Here is a 17,422-nt window from a genome sequence, read left to right as displayed (position 1 = left end):
AGATCTAAAATGTAGCATTTGCTTTTAAAATAGGAAATAATGAATTTATTTTTTACAAGGACTTATCGGATTAAGAACTATGATTCTATCTTCTCTTTACGTACTTCATGTTTATGACTATCAAAAACGAGAGGGTGCTCAATGCCCCATACAGAGATTAATCAAAGAAGTTAATCCTGTGGTTTTATCCACTTGCATGCGCCATATCTATGTCTTTTCGGAGCAGCAGGTAGCAGAAAAAAAAGAATTGTTGCCTGAAATTGTTAGAACGCTACAAACTCCCGTTCTCCATCAAAAAACACCTCATTGTGAATTACTCCAAGGCAATGAGGCATACCAATTTCTTCTTTTCTGGATAATTGCAGGTTTAAACTCTAAAAAACCCTTTGCCGACGAACGTATTCTTGCAGATGTCAGAAAAAAATGTAGATCCTATGAATCAACCACTTCACAACAAAAAATAAACGCCTGGTCTGTAAACAAAATAGTCATGTTGGCTTTGTTAACTGATGGCAAACACTTATTGAATGTGACAAAAAAGTTAGATGAAGAACAACATAAGGTGAAAGAAAGACAATTACGGTCAGCCTGTGAAAATTGCACTTGGGCACGAGAAAAAGGCTTTATGCCTTTGTTGTCAACAATTGATTATAAGGTTTTTCCTGAGCGCGAAAAAATGCTTACTCATTTACAAGAAATACTTATGCTTAAAGAAACTAAAATCCGGCAGAAATTAGAATCTCTTACCAAAGACAAGACTGTTCTAAGTTGTCTTTTTTCTAAAAAGCCACTTAAATTTAGACTACAACAAGATCTTGAGACTATTCAGAAAATGCAGAAAATCCTGGCGAGCGAAACTTTGGCGTTAGAAGCCACAGGGACCTCATTTCAGGTTTAGGTTATGTATACCCACTCACCCCTTACCCTTTCTGCATTAAGTTAAGCGATATCGAATCCCCGCGGCATCGACCCCGGGGTCCCACATCATGTCTAGACATAGATACCGCGGTAAAGCCGCGGTAATTCGAGAATCTTTAACTTAGGGCAAATGCACCTACCCCTCTTCCACAAGGGAGAGGTAAAGCTATATCTCAATAACGATAGTGCTCGGGTTTATACGGACCATTCACTGACACGCCAATGTAGTCAGCTTGTTGTTGTGTCAACCTCGTTAATTTTGCTCCGATACGCGCCAAATGCAATCTCGCAACTTTTTCATCCAAATGCTTAGGAAGCACATAAACTTGGTTCTCATAGTTTTCACTATGCTGAAACAACTCAATTTGCGCCAAAACCTGGTTAGCAAAGGATGTGGACATAACAAAGCTCGGATGTCCCATGGCACAGCCTAAATTAACCAGACGACCTTCAGCAAGAATGATTATGCGTTTACCATTTGGGAAGATCACATGATCGACTTGGGGTTTAATGTTCTCCCAAGTATATTTTCGCAAACTTTGGATATCGATTTCGGAATCGAAGTGACCAATATTACATAAGATAGCCTGATTTCTCATTCGCAACATATGTTCATGAGTTACTACATGATAATTACCCGTAGCAGTTACAAGAATATCCACTTGCTCAGCAACATCATCTAATGTCACCACACGATAACCTTCCATAGCAGCCTGAAGGGCGCAAATCGGGTCAATCTCACTAATCCAAACTGTTGCTCCCTGACCTCGTAAGGCTTGAGCACAACCCTTACCCACATCACCATAACCCAGTATCAACGCTACTTTCCCAGCTATCATGACATCAGTAGCACGCTTTAAACCGTCTAAAAGGGATTCGCGACAACCGTAGAGATTATCGAATTTCGATTTGGTAACAGAATTATTAACATTAATAGCAGGAATCTTTAATTGTTCTTTTCTTGCCATTTCGTAGAGTCTTGCCACACCGGTGGTCGTTTCCTCCGAAACTCCTTTCATCTCGGCAAACATTTCAGGATATTTCTGATGGATAAGTAGGGTTAGATCACCACCATCATCCAATAATAAATTGGGCTTCCAACCATTTGGGCCATGCACTGTTTGTTCAACACACCACCAATACTCTTCTTCTGTCTCACCTTTCCAGGCAAACACAGGTACACCAGCCGCAGCCATTGCGGCAGCAGCATGATCTTGAGTAGAAAAAATATTACAGGATGACCAACGTACTTCTGCACCTAAGAATTGCAAGGTTTCTATTAATACAGCGGTTTGAATGGTCATATGTAAACAACCTGCAATACGTGCTCCTTTGAGTGGTTTTACGCTTGCAAACTCTTCCCGTAAAGCCATTAAACCTGGCATTTCAGTTTCAGCAATTGCAATTTCCTTACGCCCCCAAGCAGCAAGCGAAAGATCTGCAACCTTATAATCCGCCTCGATATGGCTTTGCTTCACTGCAATTTCCCCATGTTTCATATATCACCTCTGAATTTAATTATAAGGCACGTCTTAGAGCATCTACTTTATCAAGTCGTTCCCATGGGAACTCTTCTCGTCCATAGTGACCATAAGAAGCTGTTGATCGATAAATGGGTCTTAACAAATCATGATGATCAATAATTCCTTGAGGAGTGAGATCAAAATGGGTTCCAATCAGCTCAATAATTTCTGAATCATGCAAGCGACTAGTATTAAACGTATTAACGCTAATTGAGGTAGGTTCGGCAACACCAATGGCATAAGACACTTGAATCTCACATTTATCTGCAATACCTGCAGCAACGATATTTTTGGCTACATGACGAGCAGCATAGGCGCCAGAGCGATCTACTTTTGAAGGATCTTTGCCTGAGAAACAGCCACCGCCATGGCGCGCCATGCCTCCATAAGTATCCACAATGATTTTTCTTCCTGTCAAACCACAATCACCAAGAGGTCCACCAATGACAAAGCGTCCCGTAGGATTGATATAATAGCGAGTAGTAGCAGATAACCATTCTACTGGAAGAACAGCTTTAATAATCTCTTCGCGCACAGCTTCTATTAATTCTTTGTGTTCAATCTCAGGTGAGTGTTGGGTAGAAAACACCACAGTGTCAATAGCCACGGGGTTGCCATTTTCGTACCTTAAAGTGAGTTGGCATTTCGCGTCTGGACGCAGCCACGGCAATTTGTTCTCTTTTCTTAATAGAGCTTGTCTTTCCATGAGACGATGCGCATAGGCAATCGGCGCAGGCATATAGACATCCGTTTCCCGTGTAGCATAACCAAACATCAACCCTTGATCACCTGCACCAAGAATTTTTGTTTCATCATTATCAACACCTCGGGCTATATCTGGTGACTGTTTGCCAATCGCACTTAAGACAGCACAAGAGGCCCAATCAAACCCCATTTCTGAGCTGTTATAGCCAATATCCTTTATAACCTCACGAACAATGGCTTCAACATCAACCCAGGCCGTAGTAGTGATTTCCCCACCGACCAAGACCATACCGGTTTTCACAAATGTTTCACAAGCTACCCTTGCCCTAAAATCCTCTGCTAAGATGGCATCAAGAACAGCGTCAGAAATTTGATCGGCTATCTTGTCAGGATGTCCTTCTGAAACCGATTCTGAAGTAAAAACACGAAATTCACTCACTTTGCATCCTTATTTAATTGATTTGTTTTTATTAGGGAAATAAATTGTTCAAAAATAATTTCAATGTCATGTGGGCCAGGACTTGCTTCCGGATGACCTTGAAAACCCAAAGCTGGTTTATCTCTATGGCGAATCCCTTGCAAGCTATTATCAAAGAGTGAACGGTGTGTTACTTGCAGGCAATCAGGAAGAGAAGACTCTTCAATAGCAAAACCATGATTTTGACTCGTGATAAAAACCCGCCGTGGCTCGTCTGTCTCTACCACGGGATGGTTAGCACCATGATGTCCAAATTTCATTTTAACGGATTTAGCTCCACAAGCTAAACCTAATATTTGAAAGCCAAGGCAAATTCCAAATACGGGTATTCCTTCTTCAAGAAATTGACGTGTCGCGGTAATTGCATAGTCGCAGGCTAAGGGGTCTCCAGGACCATTTGACAAAAAGATCCCATCAGGATTAAGTGCCATTGCCTCTGCTGCCGAGGTTTTTGCAGGAACAATGGTAATATGGCAACCTTTGTCATGCAGGATCCGCAAAATATTATGTTTAACACCAAAATCATAAGCCACGACATGAAATTGATTGGGCTTCGAGCCCTCTCCCCAAGGACCTCTTCCTTCATGCCAGCGTTCAATGGTTTGTCGTGATACCTCACAAGCCAAATCCATCCCTTCTAGGCCAGCAAAGCTCTTAGCCTTTGCCAAAGCTTCCTCTTGTTGATAGACATTCGTACTGATGCAGGCAGCGATAGCGCCCTTTTCACGCAGTCTGAGGGTTAATTCTCGGGTATCTAAACCCGCTATAGCCACCACTCCTTGCTTTTTTAACCAATCAGGCAGAGACTGGTGGGCACGATAATTACTCTGATGCAAAGCGCATTCACGAATCACTAATCCTGCAGCCCAAACCCGAGAGGACTCCATATCGTCTGGATTGCAACCTGTATTACCAACATGAGCTGTAGTTAGTGTAATAATTTGTTTGGCATAGGAGGGATCGGTTAACATTTCTTGATAACCGGTCATGGCTGTATTAAAAACCAGCTCACCTACGCAGTCTCCACTTGCACCAATGGATATGCCTTCAAAAACAGTCCCATCAGAGAGAACTAAAATCGCTGGTTTATTAAACATACGACACTCTTAACTGCTCGCAGAGCAATGTGGTTAGTAGTAATTTAACGAACATCGCTCGTGCATAAAAAATACTAAATTGTACAGCAGCTTTGTTAAAATTTCATGTCTTCGAAAAATTTTTTTACGCCATCAAACCACGAACTTGATCGGGGAGAATGTGTATTTTTACTGCTTTCTAAAGATTCTTGAAATTTGGTAAGCAACTCTTTCTGTTCTCGGGATAGATTAACTGGCGTCTCCACGACAACCCTACAAAGCAAATCACCCATACCATGTCCACGCACTGATTTCATCCCTTTGCCGCGTAAACGGAATGTTTTCCCAGTTTGCGTTTCACTGGGAATTTTTAACGTAACACGGCCTTCCAAGGTGGGTACCTCGATAGTACCACCCAGTGCCGCGGTGATAAAACTGATGGGAACTTCACAGTAAAGATCACTTTCGTGACGTTCGAAGATCGCATGTGCTTTAATGTTGACCTGCACATATAAATCTCCCGGAGGTCCGCCATGGATACCCGCCTCTCCTTCACCACTTAGCCGTACGCGATCACCATTATCAACACCTGCTGGAATCTTGACGGTTAACTTCTTACTTTCTCTAACCCGCCCTTGGCCATGGCAAGCTGTGCAGGGATCGGTTATGACTTTACCTTCGCCGTGACAATGAGGACAGGTTTGTTGTATTGAAAAAAAACCTTGCTGAATACGAACTTGGCCAATACCATTGCAGGTTTCACAATTTTTAGGGCTACTGCCTTTTCTCGCCCCTGAGCCATTACAACTTTGACAGGTTACATGCCTGGGGACAGTAATTTCGATTTGCTTGCCAAGAGCAGCTTCTTCTAAGGTAAGTTGCACATTAAACTGCAAGTCAGCGCCACGCTGTGCTCGGGATCCTCGAGCATGCCCACGACCACCGGAGAAAATGTTTTCAAAAATATCTTCGAAAACATCACCAAAACCGCCAAAGCCACCAAATCCCCCACCACCCATAGAAGGATCCACACCTGCATGACCAAAGCGATCATAAGCAGCACGCTTTTGAGGGTCTGCGAGCACAGCATAAGCCTTTTGTATTTCCTTGAATTTTTCTTCAGCTTCTTTGTTGTTAGAGTTACGATCGGGATGGTATTTCATGGCCAATTTGCGATAGGCTTTCTTTATTTCCGCCTCATCGGCACTGCGGCTTACACCCAGAAGTTCATAATAATCCTGCTGTTCCATAACTCTAACACCACTTTAAATTTAAATATCTTACCATTATAGAAGCTCAAAAAAGAAACGGGATGTATAATACACTATATCAACCTTGATCAAGAGCCCAGCGTCATCCCCGCGGAGGCGGGGATCCATCCTGATTAAAACCTCACAACATTCCAAAATGGATTCCCGCCTCCGCGGGAATGACCACGGCTTACAAACAGTCCTGGAAAGCTTTAACTTTGATGAAGCAAGAGCACATCAAGGTCATCACCCCTGGACAATATTATTTTTTATCATCCTGTACTTCTTCAAACTCCGCATCAACCACACCTTCATCAGCAGATTTTGTGGTTTCTTCTGTTGTTTTAGCCTCAGGAGGAGGTGTCTCCGTTTGACTTTCTGCTGCCTTTTTCGCGTAGATACGCTCGGCCATCCTACCAGAAACATTCGTTAAGACTTTTAACTTATCTTCAATCTGGGCTTTATCATTGCCTTTAACAGCTTCTTTTAATTCAGCAATGGCCGTTTCTATGCTACTTTTCTCTTCTGCCGATAATTCACCTTCCAGATCTCGCATGGACTTCTCACTACTATGAATGAGGCTATCTGCCTGATTGCGGATATCGGCCATTTCCTTAAATTTCTTGTCTTCCTCTGCGTGAGATTGGGCGTCTTTAACCATTGCTTCCACTTCTTCATCACTTAAACCACTTGACGCCTTGATCACGATGGATTGTGCTTTGCCCGTTGCTTTGTCTTTGGCTGACACATTCAAGATACCATTAGCATCAATATCAAAGGTCACTTCAATTTGAGGAACCCCACGTGGTGCAGGTGGGATGTCAGTTAAATCAAAACGGCCTAACGATTTATTTGCAGACGCTTGCTCACGTTCACCTTGTAGGACATGGACAGTTACTGCAGTCTGGTTATCATCGGCAGTTGAAAACACTTGATTTGCTTTCGTTGGAATCGTGGTATTTTTCTCGATAAGCTTTGTCATAACACCACCTAAGGTTTCAATACCCAACGATAGTGGGGTCACATCAAGTAACAAGATGTCTTTGACTTCCCCAGATAAAACAGCAGCTTGAATTGCAGCACCTACTGCCACAGCTTCATCAGGGTTTACGTCTTTACGAGGTTCTTTACCAAAGAAGTCTTGAACTTTCTTTTGCACCATGGGCATACGTGTTTGTCCACCAACCAGGATGACTTCATTAATTTGGGAAACATTCAATCCCGCATCTTTTAATGCAATTTTACAAGGTTCAATGGAGCGCTCAATCAAATGTTCAACCAAAGATTCCAACTTGGCTCGTGTTAATTTGATGTTTAAATGTTTGGGTCCTGAAGCATCTGCGGTAATGTAGGGCAAATTCACATCCGTTTGTTGCGCAGAAGATAATTCAATTTTTGCTTTTTCTGCCGCGTCTTTTAACCGTTGTAAAGCCAGAGGATCCTTATGTAAATCAATACCAGTATCTTTTTTAAACTCGGCAGCAAGATACTCAATTAAAGCCAAGTCAAAATCTTCACCACCTAAGAAAGTATCACCATTGGTAGCCAATACCTCAAATTGATGCTCACCATCCACTTCAGCAATTTCGATGATAGAAATATCGAACGTACCACCACCGAGGTCATAAACGGCAATAACTGAGTCACCACGCTTCTTATCCATTCCATAGGCAAGAGCAGCAGCAGTCGGTTCATTAATAATACGTTTGACTTCAAGACCGGCAATACGACCTGCATCTTTTGTTGCTTGACGTTGAGAGTCATTGAAGTAAGCAGGAACGGTAATGACTGCTTCTTTCACTTCTTCACCAAGATAATCTTCAGCCGTTTTCTTCATCTTACGTAAGACTTCAGCAGAAATTTGCGGAGGCGCTTTGTCTTGCCCTTTAACGCGGACCCAAGCATCGCCATTGTCAGCTTTGATAATTTTGTAGGGCACCATTTTAATATCTTTTTGTACGATTGGATCATCAAAACGGCGACCAATAAGGCGCTTAACCGCAAACAGCGTGTTGTCAGGGTTGGTAACCGCCTGACGCTTTGCAGCTTGCCCAACCAATACTTCATTGTCATCGGTATAAGCAACGATCGAAGGTGTTGTACGATGACCTTCACTATTTTCGATTACGCGTGGTTTATCACCTTCCATTATCGCTACGCAGGAGTTTGTGGTACCTAGGTCGATTCCGATAATTTTTGCCATTTTGTTCTTGCTCCAATAATTTTATATTTGCAATGTTTTTTCATATGGGGTGGAATTTACGAATTTCAAGTTGGCCAAGTTCACAACACTAGGCTTTATTCATTTTTTGCCTTCGCCACTACTACTCGGGCTGGACGAATGACTCTATCATGTAATTTATAGCCTTTTTGGAACACAGCAAGAACCGTATTAGGCGCGGCATCTGCTGTCTCTTGCATAGACATGGCTTCATGCTCTTGTGGATTAAAAGGTTCACCTTGAGGGTCAAGCTCCTCTACACCATTCTTTTGCAAGACATCCAGGAATAACTTTCTTGTTAGCTCCAAGCCCTTATGCATGCTCTTATTTTCCTCTTTTTCCGAAAGTTGCAGTGCCTGCTCAAGGCTATCAGCTACGGGTAACAACGCTGTTAGTAATTTTTCCACACCATAACGGTGAGCATTCGCAACGTCTCGTTCTGACCGTCGACGAACGTTCTCTAATTCTGCCACTGCTCTCACCGCCTTTTCCCAATTTTCATGGGCCTTTTGCTCAGCAGCTGTCAATTGTTCCTCAAGGACTGCATAGCTTGGATGTTCTAAAGCAGGTTCCTTGTTGCCTGTACCCTCACCCTCTCCTTCCTCTTCATCCACTTCCTCTGAAGCTTCTATTTCCAATTCATGTTCTTCTTTTAGCTTGCGCCAATTTTTTTTGTTCTCTTCACTCATGTAAACCACTCCGCATTAACTTGATGGCAATAATTGGGGGCTTTTCTTAAAAAATCAAGTCCTAGAAACCCCATTTGTCTTTATTAATATGACCATTTAATTAAGTATAACTTGCGAGAAGTGTTCATTCATCGCATACTCGGTATTATAGATAATCAAGAGGTTCATTTTTATGCATGAGTGGTCGCCAGTGTCTTGGCAACAATTTTCTTATGAACAAGCAGCCAGCTATCCAGATGAAAACCAATTAATGAAAGTTGTGGAGCAATTAAGCCAGCTCCCTCCTCTTGTGACGAGTGGGGAAATAAAAAATCTTAAAGAAGCAATTGCTAAAGCTGGACGAAAAGAAGCTTTTATTCTGCAAGGCGGAGACTGTGCAGAATCTTTTAATGATTGTCGGTCCGACATCATCAGCAACAAACTCAAGATTTTGTTGCAAATGAGCCTTATTTTACTGCATGGTATGCGCAAACCAATCATACGCATAGGTCGTATTGCGGGGCAATATGCTAAGCCACGCTCGTCCGATTATGAAACAATTGGAGGCGTGACCTTGCCAAGTTATCGCGGTGACCTGGTTAATTCGCAACAATTTGATGCAGATTCAAGAGCACCCAACCCCAAATTAATGCTCCAGGGTTATAGTTGTGCAGCCATGACCTTAAACTTCATTCGCGCTTTATTAGATGGGGGATTTGCTGATTTAAGCTATCCTCAACGCTGGGATCTACGCTTTGTTGAACATTCTCCACAAGCTGATGAGTACCATGCTATTGTTCACTCACTTTCCGATGCTCTGGCATTTATTGAGACCATTGGAGGCTTACGCGACAGTACTCTAACCAAAGTGGACTTTTTTACATCGCACGAAGCACTACATCTTCACTATGAACAAGCACTAACGCGACGTTTACACGATGGTTTATGGTATAACCTATCAACCCATCTGCCTTGGATAGGTATGCGCACTGCCAAACTGGATAGTGCTCACCTTGAGTTCATGCGCGGTGTGCAAAACCCCATAGGGCTAAAAATAGGTCCGGCTGCAACAAAAGAATGGTTAAAAGAAGTGATTACCATCCTTAATCCCAACCATGAAGAAGGCCGCCTACTTCTGATAACGCGCTTAGGAGCCAAAGGAATTGAGAAACTCTTGCCTTCACTTATCGAAGCAGTAAAGGAAACGGGCTCTCCTGTAACTTGGTCATGTGACCCGATGCACGGTAATACTGAAACCACTCCTGATGGTATTAAAACACGGCATTTTGATAATATTTTATCAGAGCTGCGTCAAGCGGTTAGTATTCACCGTGAAATGGATAGTTATTTGGGCGGAGTCCATTTTGAACTAACCGGGGACAATGTTACCGAGTGTATCGGCGGAGCACGAGGCTTGAATGAAGAAGATCTCAAACGTGCCTACCACAGCCTGGTCGATCCGCGGTTAAATTACGAACAGTCCTTAGAGATGGCCTTCCAGTTAGCCCGGGAATTTAAAATGCGTTAATCAAAAACAGACTTTAAGAAATTTGGAATGCGCTCCTCCAACCAATAAACGGGCACTCCGGGAATATTGCCAGTGATAAAGCCCACATGCCCACCAGAGGAGCTGAGTTCTAAAATAATATCCTGCGATAGCTCATCTTCAGTCGGTACCACATCAGGTGTCATAAAAGGATCATCTAGCGCATGAATAATCAACGTTGGCGTAACAATATTCCGTAAATAATGACGCGAACTAGCCTCGCGATAGTAAGCATGCACATTCGGGAACCCATGCAAAGGAGCCGTTACAAACTCATCAAAGGTCCAAAAACATTGCCATTTATGCATATCGCGCAAAGGTTCGGGGAGATCATCAGAATAAGTATTTCTCTTTTGTTCAAATACAGCCTTTAAGCGCTTTAATAGATACCCTTGATAAATACGAGAAAAACCCCGGCTGATGCGATCGGCAACCAAACGTAGTTGAAAAGGAACAGAAACTGCAATGGCTGTATCTATTAGTTTTTGTGATCCTTTCTCACCCAGCCATTTAAGCAAAACATTACCCCCTAAAGACACCCCAATAGCTGCCTTTTTTGTATAAGGCTCACGGTTATGTAAACATTGTAGTAAGTAATCAAAATCTGCTGTATCACCAGAATGATAAGCACGTGGCAAGCGATTTGGTTCTTTGCTCGCGCCCCTAAAATGCATAAGAACAACGCGCCAACCACAACGATTTAAACTCTGCATAAAACCTGCGACATAAGAGGATTCGACACTACCACCTAATCCATGTAACAAGATAACCAGAGGGGACTCCCGCGATAAGCCATTCTCTGCCCAGGCCAAATCAATAAAATCACCATCAGGTAATTCAATGCGCTCAGTGGCATCAACGGGTGCCTGCATACGACGAGTCAATGTTGGAAAGACAGTTTGTGCATGAGAATTTGACAGCCACCAAGCGGGCTTAAAGTCACTGTCAATGATCATCTGTCAACCTCCATGATATTCAGGACTAAATTTATGTACTGCTTCAATCATAGCACTAACATGTTCAGGAGGCACATCAGGGGTAATTCCATGACCAAGGTTGAATACATGACCCTCACCATGCCCAAAGGAGGATAAGACTTGTCTAACTTGATGGCGTATGCAATCAGGATTAGAAAGTAGGACAGCGGGATCAAGATTCCCTTGCAAAGCAACTTTATCGCCTACTTGCGAACGAGCGAAACCAAGATCAGTAGTCCAATCGATGCCAATAGCGTTACATCCTGTTGCAGCCATTTGCTTAAGCCATTGACCACCCCCTTTGGTGAACAAAATCGTTGGAACATGCGGGTGCTTTTCTTGCAATGATTGGATAATCTCAGCCATGTAATTAAGCGAGAACACTTGATAGTTTGCTGGGGTTAACATTCCACCCCAAGTGTCAAACAACATCACCGCATTCGCACCTGCGTTTATTTGCTGATCAAGATAGGCTGTCACCGCTTGCTTGAGCTTTGACAACAACAAATGGACTGTTTGCGGTTCTACATAGAGCAAACGCAATATTTGTTTAAAGTCCCGGCTACTTCCTCCTTCGACCATGTAGCACGCTAAAGTCCACGGACTGCCTGCAAAACCAAGAAGGGGGATATCCTTAGGTATTTCCTGGCGAATTAATCCGACTGCCTCCATGACATAGCTCAATTCCGTTGACTTTGGCACAGCCAAATCATTGATGGCATCAAATGTGCGTACGGGTTTGCGAAATGCGGGCCCTTCACCTTCTGTAAAATACAATTCCAATCCCATGGCATCCGGGATAGTTAAAATGTCAGAAAACAAAATGGCTGCATCCAACGAAAAGCGCCGCAATGGTTGCAAAGCCACCTCACAAGCCAAAGTGGGGTTCTTACACAAGCCCATAAAATTACCGGCCTGTTTACGAATGAGACGATACTCAGGCAAATAACGGCCTGCTTGACGCATGAACCACACGGGCGTTCGTGGCACTGGTTGACGCTTCAATGCACGAATAAATAATGATTCTTGAATGTTTGTGTCCATAACTTGTTATCGCTCTGTAATAAGGAGGGTAGGATTTTAACATTGTCGGTAACAAAAGACAGATTAAAGGTCTTGCCTAGCAGGACAAACTCATCTAATTTTTGAGCATAAAAAGCCTCTTTTTTGCCTACTTGCCGTGCTTTATGCACGGCATCCATACAAGCTTGTACCAAGAGCAGAGCTGGATTTCGCGCATAAAGCGCGGAACGTAGACATTTTGGTTTCATATAGTGCTATTAGATGCGTTTACCCTGTCTTGTCTAGTGAAGACGATACCCATAACTCAAACCCTCTAGCACTGCATCAAACTTAAAGTGGAGGTAGTTCCCTTGGGGCTTGACTCCATGCTAAGTTTACGTTGAATAAATTCCAGCCGCCTTGCCAAAGAACCATCCGGATTATATTGTGGATGCTTTTTGGCATAGCTATCCAATTCTTGTAATACTTCAGCGGCTGCAGTACCTGTTTGCATTTTTCTTATAGCGATACGGATTTGCTCATGGTGATGTCGACGCCAATGGCCAGTGAGAAATAAACCCAACGAAGGGAAATGCCAATCTTCTTTATTGTAATCTTTCAATAGGGATAAAATATTCTCTTCCGATGATTTATGCTCATTCCACAAATGCCTATAACGTAACTGTTTTAAAGCTTCCTTTGCGCCAATCTTTTCTAAAAACTGATTTTGTTCCTTAGTGAAATTAAACCAGAAAGGATAGCGCAAGTATTGCACTAGTTTATTTTCTGCTGCCTCAAGATAGTTCTTCGGCTGTGTTTTTAAAAAATTCTTTATATCATCATCTTCTAAATGGGCTAATTGACTTAAGGCAATAAGAATAGCCAGAAAATTTTCTGCTTTGCTGCTTGTAGCGAGGGAATTTGAAATCGCGATTTTATAACGAGTCACTGGACAAACAATTTCATTGGTCGTTAGAGTCACCTCGTTATGTAACAATTTCCCATGATGCATGGCAGTAAGTCTTGTTTGTTCTGCAAATAAAGCGCTGTGGAAAAGACATAACCCTTCCAATGTTTTTTCAAAGCCTGCAGACTCCGCCATGACCTTAAATTCATGCAAATAAACATCAATGCTCCTATGAAGTAATCCATGAATTTCAAATAAAATTGGCTGCAGAGACTTGGAGAAATGAGCAAGTTTAACGATTTGCGCAAGCTCATTCAAAATGGCCATCATTTCCTCACCGGTTAAGTGTTTCATTTTTAAAAGAAACGCTTTATATTTTTTTTCTGCTTCGGATAAATTTTGAGCTTGCATTAGAGCTATCAAGATGCCGGTCTTGTCTTCTTTTAATTCCTGCAGTATTTTGCGTGAAGTATCATTCTGCCGTTGATATTCCAGGACAGAAGCTTTTGAAAACAAACGCACCACCGTAGTTGTAGCATCGGTATAGTGCAGAAATATTGGATCTACGGGAATATTTCTAGAAGCTGGATCGATGAGTAACGTTAGCCTTTCTTTAATTTCTTGTTGATATTCGCTCAAATTAATATCAGAGAGTAGATGCATGGCCAAATCCTTATGGTTTTTACTTTAAGAAAAATAATAACCAGCGTGTTTTTTGTTTGTACCGTTATCCTATCCAGGTACAAAATAGAGAATAACTTTTGATGAAAAACTAATCAAGTAACTTCTGGGTGGGGTGCACTTGAAAGGCAGGTTTAAAGGCTACTCTTAATGCCGACGTACCGCGGCTTGTCCGCGGTATCCATTTGGTAGGAGTAATGAACTTCGAACTTATGGATGCCGCGGACAAGCCGCGGCACGTCGAGCTTTCAGGGGGTATCAAGAAAAACTTAAGGTCAATCGGAAGGTCAAACCGCGGGAAGTCGACCTACACTTCTAATTACATCCTGCATAACCCCGCTTATTGTGCTTACAACACCGCGTTGCTATGCTATGTGATTTATTTTGGTGTGCTCATGGATACTCTTTCTATCAAAAACCTAACAGTGAATACTCGAATTGGTGTGCATGATTGGGAACAACAAATATTACAGCGTTTAGTTATCGACATTTCGATACCGATTGATTCAACCGTTTGTCATGACGAACTTGCCAATACCATTGACTATGACAAACTTTGTCAACTCGCGACAACTTACCTTGAGGGAAACGCGTTTCGTCTCATCGAAACTGTGGCTAATAAGCTGGCAGAATTGATTAAAGATGAATTTAAAGTACCACAGTTAACGATCAGCGTTAGTAAACCCTATGCAATTAAAAATGCGGGAGATATCCGCATCACTGTCACCCGTTAAAACGTATAGGCTTTTACGGCATCAACGCCAACACTTATCTCGAGGTTATTTGGTCGCTGTTTAAAAAGTGACTCACTGTACTCGACATCTACAGGACGGACTTCTTTATCTAAGGAGCTAGACTTTTCAACGTTAAAGAGTCTATCAAAACAACCATAAGATTCCTTGTATTCTTTAATATCTTGCACAGACAACTGTTGCAAATGCTCCGGTTCCTGGGCTTTAAAGCGATAAGCATTTAACAATATCAGACAAGTCTGCAGAATCATTAAGGCAACACCAACTGCAGGATTTAAGGTCAACCCAATGGCTACGAGTAATCCTCCGGCGAGAAGCACCGAAGCCATATTGTAGGCCAAACTAAACCCTAGATTTTGTTTAATATTAGCCACAGTTTGACGAGCAATAGCAAAGGTATTGGCAACGGGTAATAAAGAATCGCTCTGCACTACGGCACTAGCCTGTTGTTGTGCGACCTCATCTCCAGATTTTGATTTAATCGCTATGCCAAAGGTTTGCGCTAAAGCAGCCGCATCGTTACCAGCGTCACCTACCATAGCGACATAAAAGCCTTGAGCCTGTAATTTTTTTATAAAAGCCGGCTTAGAGTTATCATCAGAATCTTCGGAAATACCAACGCAGGCAAAAGCGATATCTTCTTCAGGAATATCTAATAACCTTGCATAACGCAGCGCTGTAGCCTGGTCTGCTCCAGTACAAATAAAAACCCTTATCCCCATTTGTTTTAGTGCTGCAACCGTTTCGCGAACGCCTGATCGTAAGGGATCAATTAAAACCATATACCCTAAGAGTTGTTTATTGCGAGCAAGATAAACAACAGACTGCCCCTCCTTTAAATCAATTTTCCTATGAGCAGCTGACACATCAATACCACACTCTTGCATCATGGTTTGATTGCCAATGATAACCTCTTCTTCCAACGCCATCTCTCCCTTTTCCAGCATTGGAGTTTCTCTTGTAATCTGAGCCTTAATCCCTGAATGATTTGATTGATCAAAGGTTTTAACAGTCAGTGGCTCTAACGTTTTATCTTTAACAAAATGGGCAATGGCTTTAGCAATAGGATGCTGTGATTTCTCTTCCAAGGCAGCGAAGTAACTAAATATCTCCTCTTCACTACTAAGCGCTGCATTATAAGCATAATGACTAACTTCAGGTGCCCCGGTAGTGATGGTCCCATGTACGTCGAGAACAACAGCATCAATACGATCCGCGGCTTGTAAATCTTTTGCACTTTTAAATTGCACGCCATGCTCAGCCGCTTTATTGATACCTATCTTTATCGCAAGCGGCGTAATCAAACCTAGGGTACAAGGGCATGCAGCAACCAATACAGATACAGCGCATTGAATAGCAAGCGCTGGCGAGAAAAATAAACTAACTATCACACCTGAGATTATCGCAAGAACAATGATTGAGGGAATGAAATATTGCAAAATCTGGGTTGTTGCTTCTTCAATAGGAGCTTTCTTAAATTGCGCTTGTTCATTGCTGTGATCCAATCGATGAAGATAAGAATAATTGGCGACAGCTGTTATTTGTAATTTAGCGCAAGAAGCCAGGCGCGTCCCAACCAATAACGGTTGACCTTTCTCAACAAGACGTGGTTCATTGGATTCTTCATCATAAATTATGCAATTTTCACAGCATATACCATCGACAGGAACCGTGTCGTCTTTTTCCAAGGATAAAGTAATGGGAGATATCTTCAATTGTAAGGAAGGAGCATCTTCAACCAAACGCATACCTGCTAATACCTTTTCTCCTCGCTTGATAAGACGAGGTAAAACCGAGCCTGTGACAATGGTGTCATAAATGACACAGTCATCAAGGGCTTCACCGTCAATAGGAATGAGATCCCCTCCTCTCAACAAAATCACCTCGCCTGGTTGGAGTGTAGCCAATTTTCGTCTTTTCAATTCCATGGTTTCGGCCATGCATACGTCAACTTCAACAGGCAAGCGGTCTTTGAACTTTTTTTCTAAAATAAATTTTTCAGAGATACTTTTCTCAATGGCAAGACCAAGATGACGAAAACCAAAAATCAATAAACCAGCCTCAAACATCATGGGCAGCCAAGGTAGAACGAAAGCTGCAACAGAAACGATGAGCACTGTAACGGTACTTACTGTAAATAAAGTATCCATTGTCATTGTGCGGGAAGCCAGGAATTTTTTTGCGGCTTGATAATAAAATGGTGCCCCTAAGAGCACCGTTAGCAGGGTACTTATGGTCGCGATAGTGATCATTAAAGGAAGAGAGAGACCTCCCGTGACCATTAATGAGAGAATCAATAAAGCAACACCTGTTCCCGTACCAAGACTACCAAGAAACAGATGAGAATTTAAAAATCCTTTATTGGAGGCTTTGACTGTAGTAGCTGCAGAAGTAATATCAGCGCAATCAAATCCTAATTCCATAATGGTTTGGTAAAGGATTTTTTTTATATCTGCAGGCTTTTTATTAAGAGAGTTTACTTTTATCTTCAGTATCTTCTCATTGTGATTCAAGTAATGTGACTCAATCTCTAACCCTGTTTTGCTAGAGAAATCCTCAGCTTGAAACGCGCTTAGGATGCTTGCCACACAAGATGAGCAGGTAATATTGGGAATATAAAATTCGTACAATATGGACATAAGGAGATCTCAACGCTAAAGCCATTCCCTTGACTCAAAATTATTATTCTTAACTACAAGACCAGAGGGACTCATATCT

General features: G+C 42.3%; 14 protein-coding genes. 3 read left to right on the top strand and 11 right to left on the bottom strand.

What is annotated here, in order from left to right:
• Nucleotides 1–79: 79 nt before the first annotated feature.
• Nucleotides 80–898 (top strand): hypothetical protein, encoded by an 819-nt coding sequence (locus CKV79_RS02805; protein ID WP_028372246.1) that lies wholly within the window; start codon nt 80–82, stop codon nt 896–898.
• 193 nt (nt 899–1,091) lie between these two features.
• Here the strand turns inward: CKV79_RS02805 and ahcY are convergent, their stop codons facing one another.
• The 6 genes from ahcY to grpE form a co-directional block, all read right to left on the bottom strand.
• A complete protein-coding gene (gene ahcY / locus CKV79_RS02800; RefSeq protein ID WP_028372245.1) occupies nt 1,092–2,417 on the bottom strand; it encodes an adenosylhomocysteinase in 1,326 nt (441 codons plus the stop codon).
• A gap of 19 nt (nt 2,418–2,436) precedes the next feature.
• On the bottom strand, nt 2,437–3,585 hold the full coding sequence (metK, locus tag CKV79_RS02795) for a methionine adenosyltransferase (RefSeq protein WP_028372244.1): 1,149 nt from the start codon (nt 3,583–3,585) through the stop codon (nt 2,437–2,439).
• The gene (gene carA / locus CKV79_RS02790) at nt 3,582–4,721 is read right to left on the bottom strand and encodes a glutamine-hydrolyzing carbamoyl-phosphate synthase small subunit (RefSeq protein ID WP_028372243.1); all 1,140 of its coding nucleotides are present in this window, start codon (nt 4,719–4,721) and stop codon (nt 3,582–3,584) included. The genes metK and carA overlap by 4 nt, the downstream gene beginning before the upstream one ends.
• 95 nt (nt 4,722–4,816) lie before the next feature.
• Complete coding sequence (gene dnaJ / locus CKV79_RS02785; protein WP_028372242.1) at nt 4,817–5,950, bottom strand: molecular chaperone DnaJ; 1,134 nt, start codon at nt 5,948–5,950, stop codon at nt 4,817–4,819.
• A gap of 262 nt (nt 5,951–6,212) precedes the next feature.
• Nucleotides 6,213–8,153: a molecular chaperone DnaK gene (gene dnaK / locus CKV79_RS02780; RefSeq protein ID WP_028372241.1), complete on the bottom strand. Its 1,941-nt coding sequence runs from the start codon at nt 8,151–8,153 to the stop codon at nt 6,213–6,215.
• A 95-nt stretch (nt 8,154–8,248) separates the two neighbouring features.
• Nucleotides 8,249–8,860, bottom strand: a complete 612-nt coding sequence (grpE, locus tag CKV79_RS02775) for a nucleotide exchange factor GrpE (RefSeq protein WP_028372240.1) — start codon at nt 8,858–8,860, stop codon at nt 8,249–8,251.
• A 172-nt stretch (nt 8,861–9,032) separates the two neighbouring features.
• Between grpE and CKV79_RS02770 the strand changes: the two genes are divergently transcribed.
• Nucleotides 9,033–10,367, top strand: coding sequence for a 3-deoxy-7-phosphoheptulonate synthase class II (locus CKV79_RS02770; protein ID WP_028372239.1), 1,335 nt, complete (start codon nt 9,033–9,035; stop codon nt 10,365–10,367).
• Here CKV79_RS02770 and CKV79_RS02765 read toward each other — a convergent pair.
• The 4 genes from CKV79_RS02765 to CKV79_RS02750 form a co-directional block, all read right to left on the bottom strand.
• The gene (locus CKV79_RS02765) at nt 10,364–11,341 is read right to left on the bottom strand and encodes a hydrolase (RefSeq protein ID WP_028372238.1); all 978 of its coding nucleotides are present in this window, start codon (nt 11,339–11,341) and stop codon (nt 10,364–10,366) included. The genes CKV79_RS02770 and CKV79_RS02765 overlap by 4 nt on opposite strands.
• Nucleotides 11,342–11,344: 3 nt before the next feature.
• Complete coding sequence (gene hemE / locus CKV79_RS02760; protein WP_028372237.1) at nt 11,345–12,406, bottom strand: uroporphyrinogen decarboxylase; 1,062 nt, start codon at nt 12,404–12,406, stop codon at nt 11,345–11,347.
• Nucleotides 12,364–12,633 (bottom strand): hypothetical protein, encoded by a 270-nt coding sequence (locus CKV79_RS02755; RefSeq protein ID WP_028372236.1) that lies wholly within the window; start codon nt 12,631–12,633, stop codon nt 12,364–12,366. The genes hemE and CKV79_RS02755 overlap by 43 nt, the downstream gene beginning before the upstream one ends.
• A 65-nt stretch (nt 12,634–12,698) precedes the next feature.
• A complete protein-coding gene (locus CKV79_RS02750) occupies nt 12,699–13,934 on the bottom strand; it encodes a DUF5617 domain-containing protein (RefSeq protein ID WP_028372235.1) in 1,236 nt (411 codons plus the stop codon).
• A gap of 215 nt (nt 13,935–14,149) precedes the next feature.
• On the opposite strand from CKV79_RS02750, the gene folB reads away from it, so the two are divergent.
• On the top strand, nt 14,150–14,686 hold the full coding sequence (gene folB / locus CKV79_RS14050; protein ID WP_331712965.1) for a dihydroneopterin aldolase: 537 nt from the start codon (nt 14,150–14,152) through the stop codon (nt 14,684–14,686).
• Here folB and CKV79_RS02740 read toward each other — a convergent pair.
• Nucleotides 14,683–17,343, bottom strand: coding sequence for a heavy metal translocating P-type ATPase (locus tag CKV79_RS02740; RefSeq protein WP_051546040.1), 2,661 nt, complete (start codon nt 17,341–17,343; stop codon nt 14,683–14,685). The two genes, folB and CKV79_RS02740, sit on opposite strands and share 4 nt — an antisense overlap.
• Nucleotides 17,344–17,422 lie beyond the last annotated feature (79 nt).

Source organism: Legionella lansingensis, assembly GCF_900187355.1.
Classification (GTDB): domain Bacteria; phylum Pseudomonadota; class Gammaproteobacteria; order Legionellales; family Legionellaceae; genus Tatlockia; species Tatlockia lansingensis.
The sequence above is the reverse complement of the archived record's forward strand: the minus strand, read 5'-3'. Positions and strand labels throughout refer to the sequence as shown.

Coding starts and splice junctions, on each gene's coding strand:
- CKV79_RS02765 (WP_028372238.1), bottom strand. CDS start 11,341: ATGATCATTGACAGTGACTTTAAGCCCGCTTGGTGGCTGTCAAATTCT.
- CKV79_RS02740 (WP_051546040.1), bottom strand. CDS start 17,343: ATGTCCATATTGTACGAATTTTATATTCCCAATATTACCTGCTCATCT.
- dnaJ (WP_028372242.1), bottom strand. CDS start 5,950: ATGGAACAGCAGGATTATTATGAACTTCTGGGTGTAAGCCGCAGTGCC.
- grpE (WP_028372240.1), bottom strand. CDS start 8,860: ATGAGTGAAGAGAACAAAAAAAATTGGCGCAAGCTAAAAGAAGAACAT.
- CKV79_RS02805 (WP_028372246.1), top strand. CDS start 80: ATGATTCTATCTTCTCTTTACGTACTTCATGTTTATGACTATCAAAAA.
- CKV79_RS02755 (WP_028372236.1), bottom strand. CDS start 12,633: ATGAAACCAAAATGTCTACGTTCCGCGCTTTATGCGCGAAATCCAGCT.
- carA (WP_028372243.1), bottom strand. CDS start 4,721: ATGTTTAATAAACCAGCGATTTTAGTTCTCTCTGATGGGACTGTTTTT.
- hemE (WP_028372237.1), bottom strand. CDS start 12,406: ATGGACACAAACATTCAAGAATCATTATTTATTCGTGCATTGAAGCGT.
- CKV79_RS02750 (WP_028372235.1), bottom strand. CDS start 13,934: ATGCATCTACTCTCTGATATTAATTTGAGCGAATATCAACAAGAAATT.
- dnaK (WP_028372241.1), bottom strand. CDS start 8,153: ATGGCAAAAATTATCGGAATCGACCTAGGTACCACAAACTCCTGCGTA.
- CKV79_RS02770 (WP_028372239.1), top strand. CDS start 9,033: ATGCATGAGTGGTCGCCAGTGTCTTGGCAACAATTTTCTTATGAACAA.
- folB (WP_331712965.1), top strand. CDS start 14,150: ATGAACTTCGAACTTATGGATGCCGCGGACAAGCCGCGGCACGTCGAG.
- ahcY (WP_028372245.1), bottom strand. CDS start 2,417: ATGAAACATGGGGAAATTGCAGTGAAGCAAAGCCATATCGAGGCGGAT.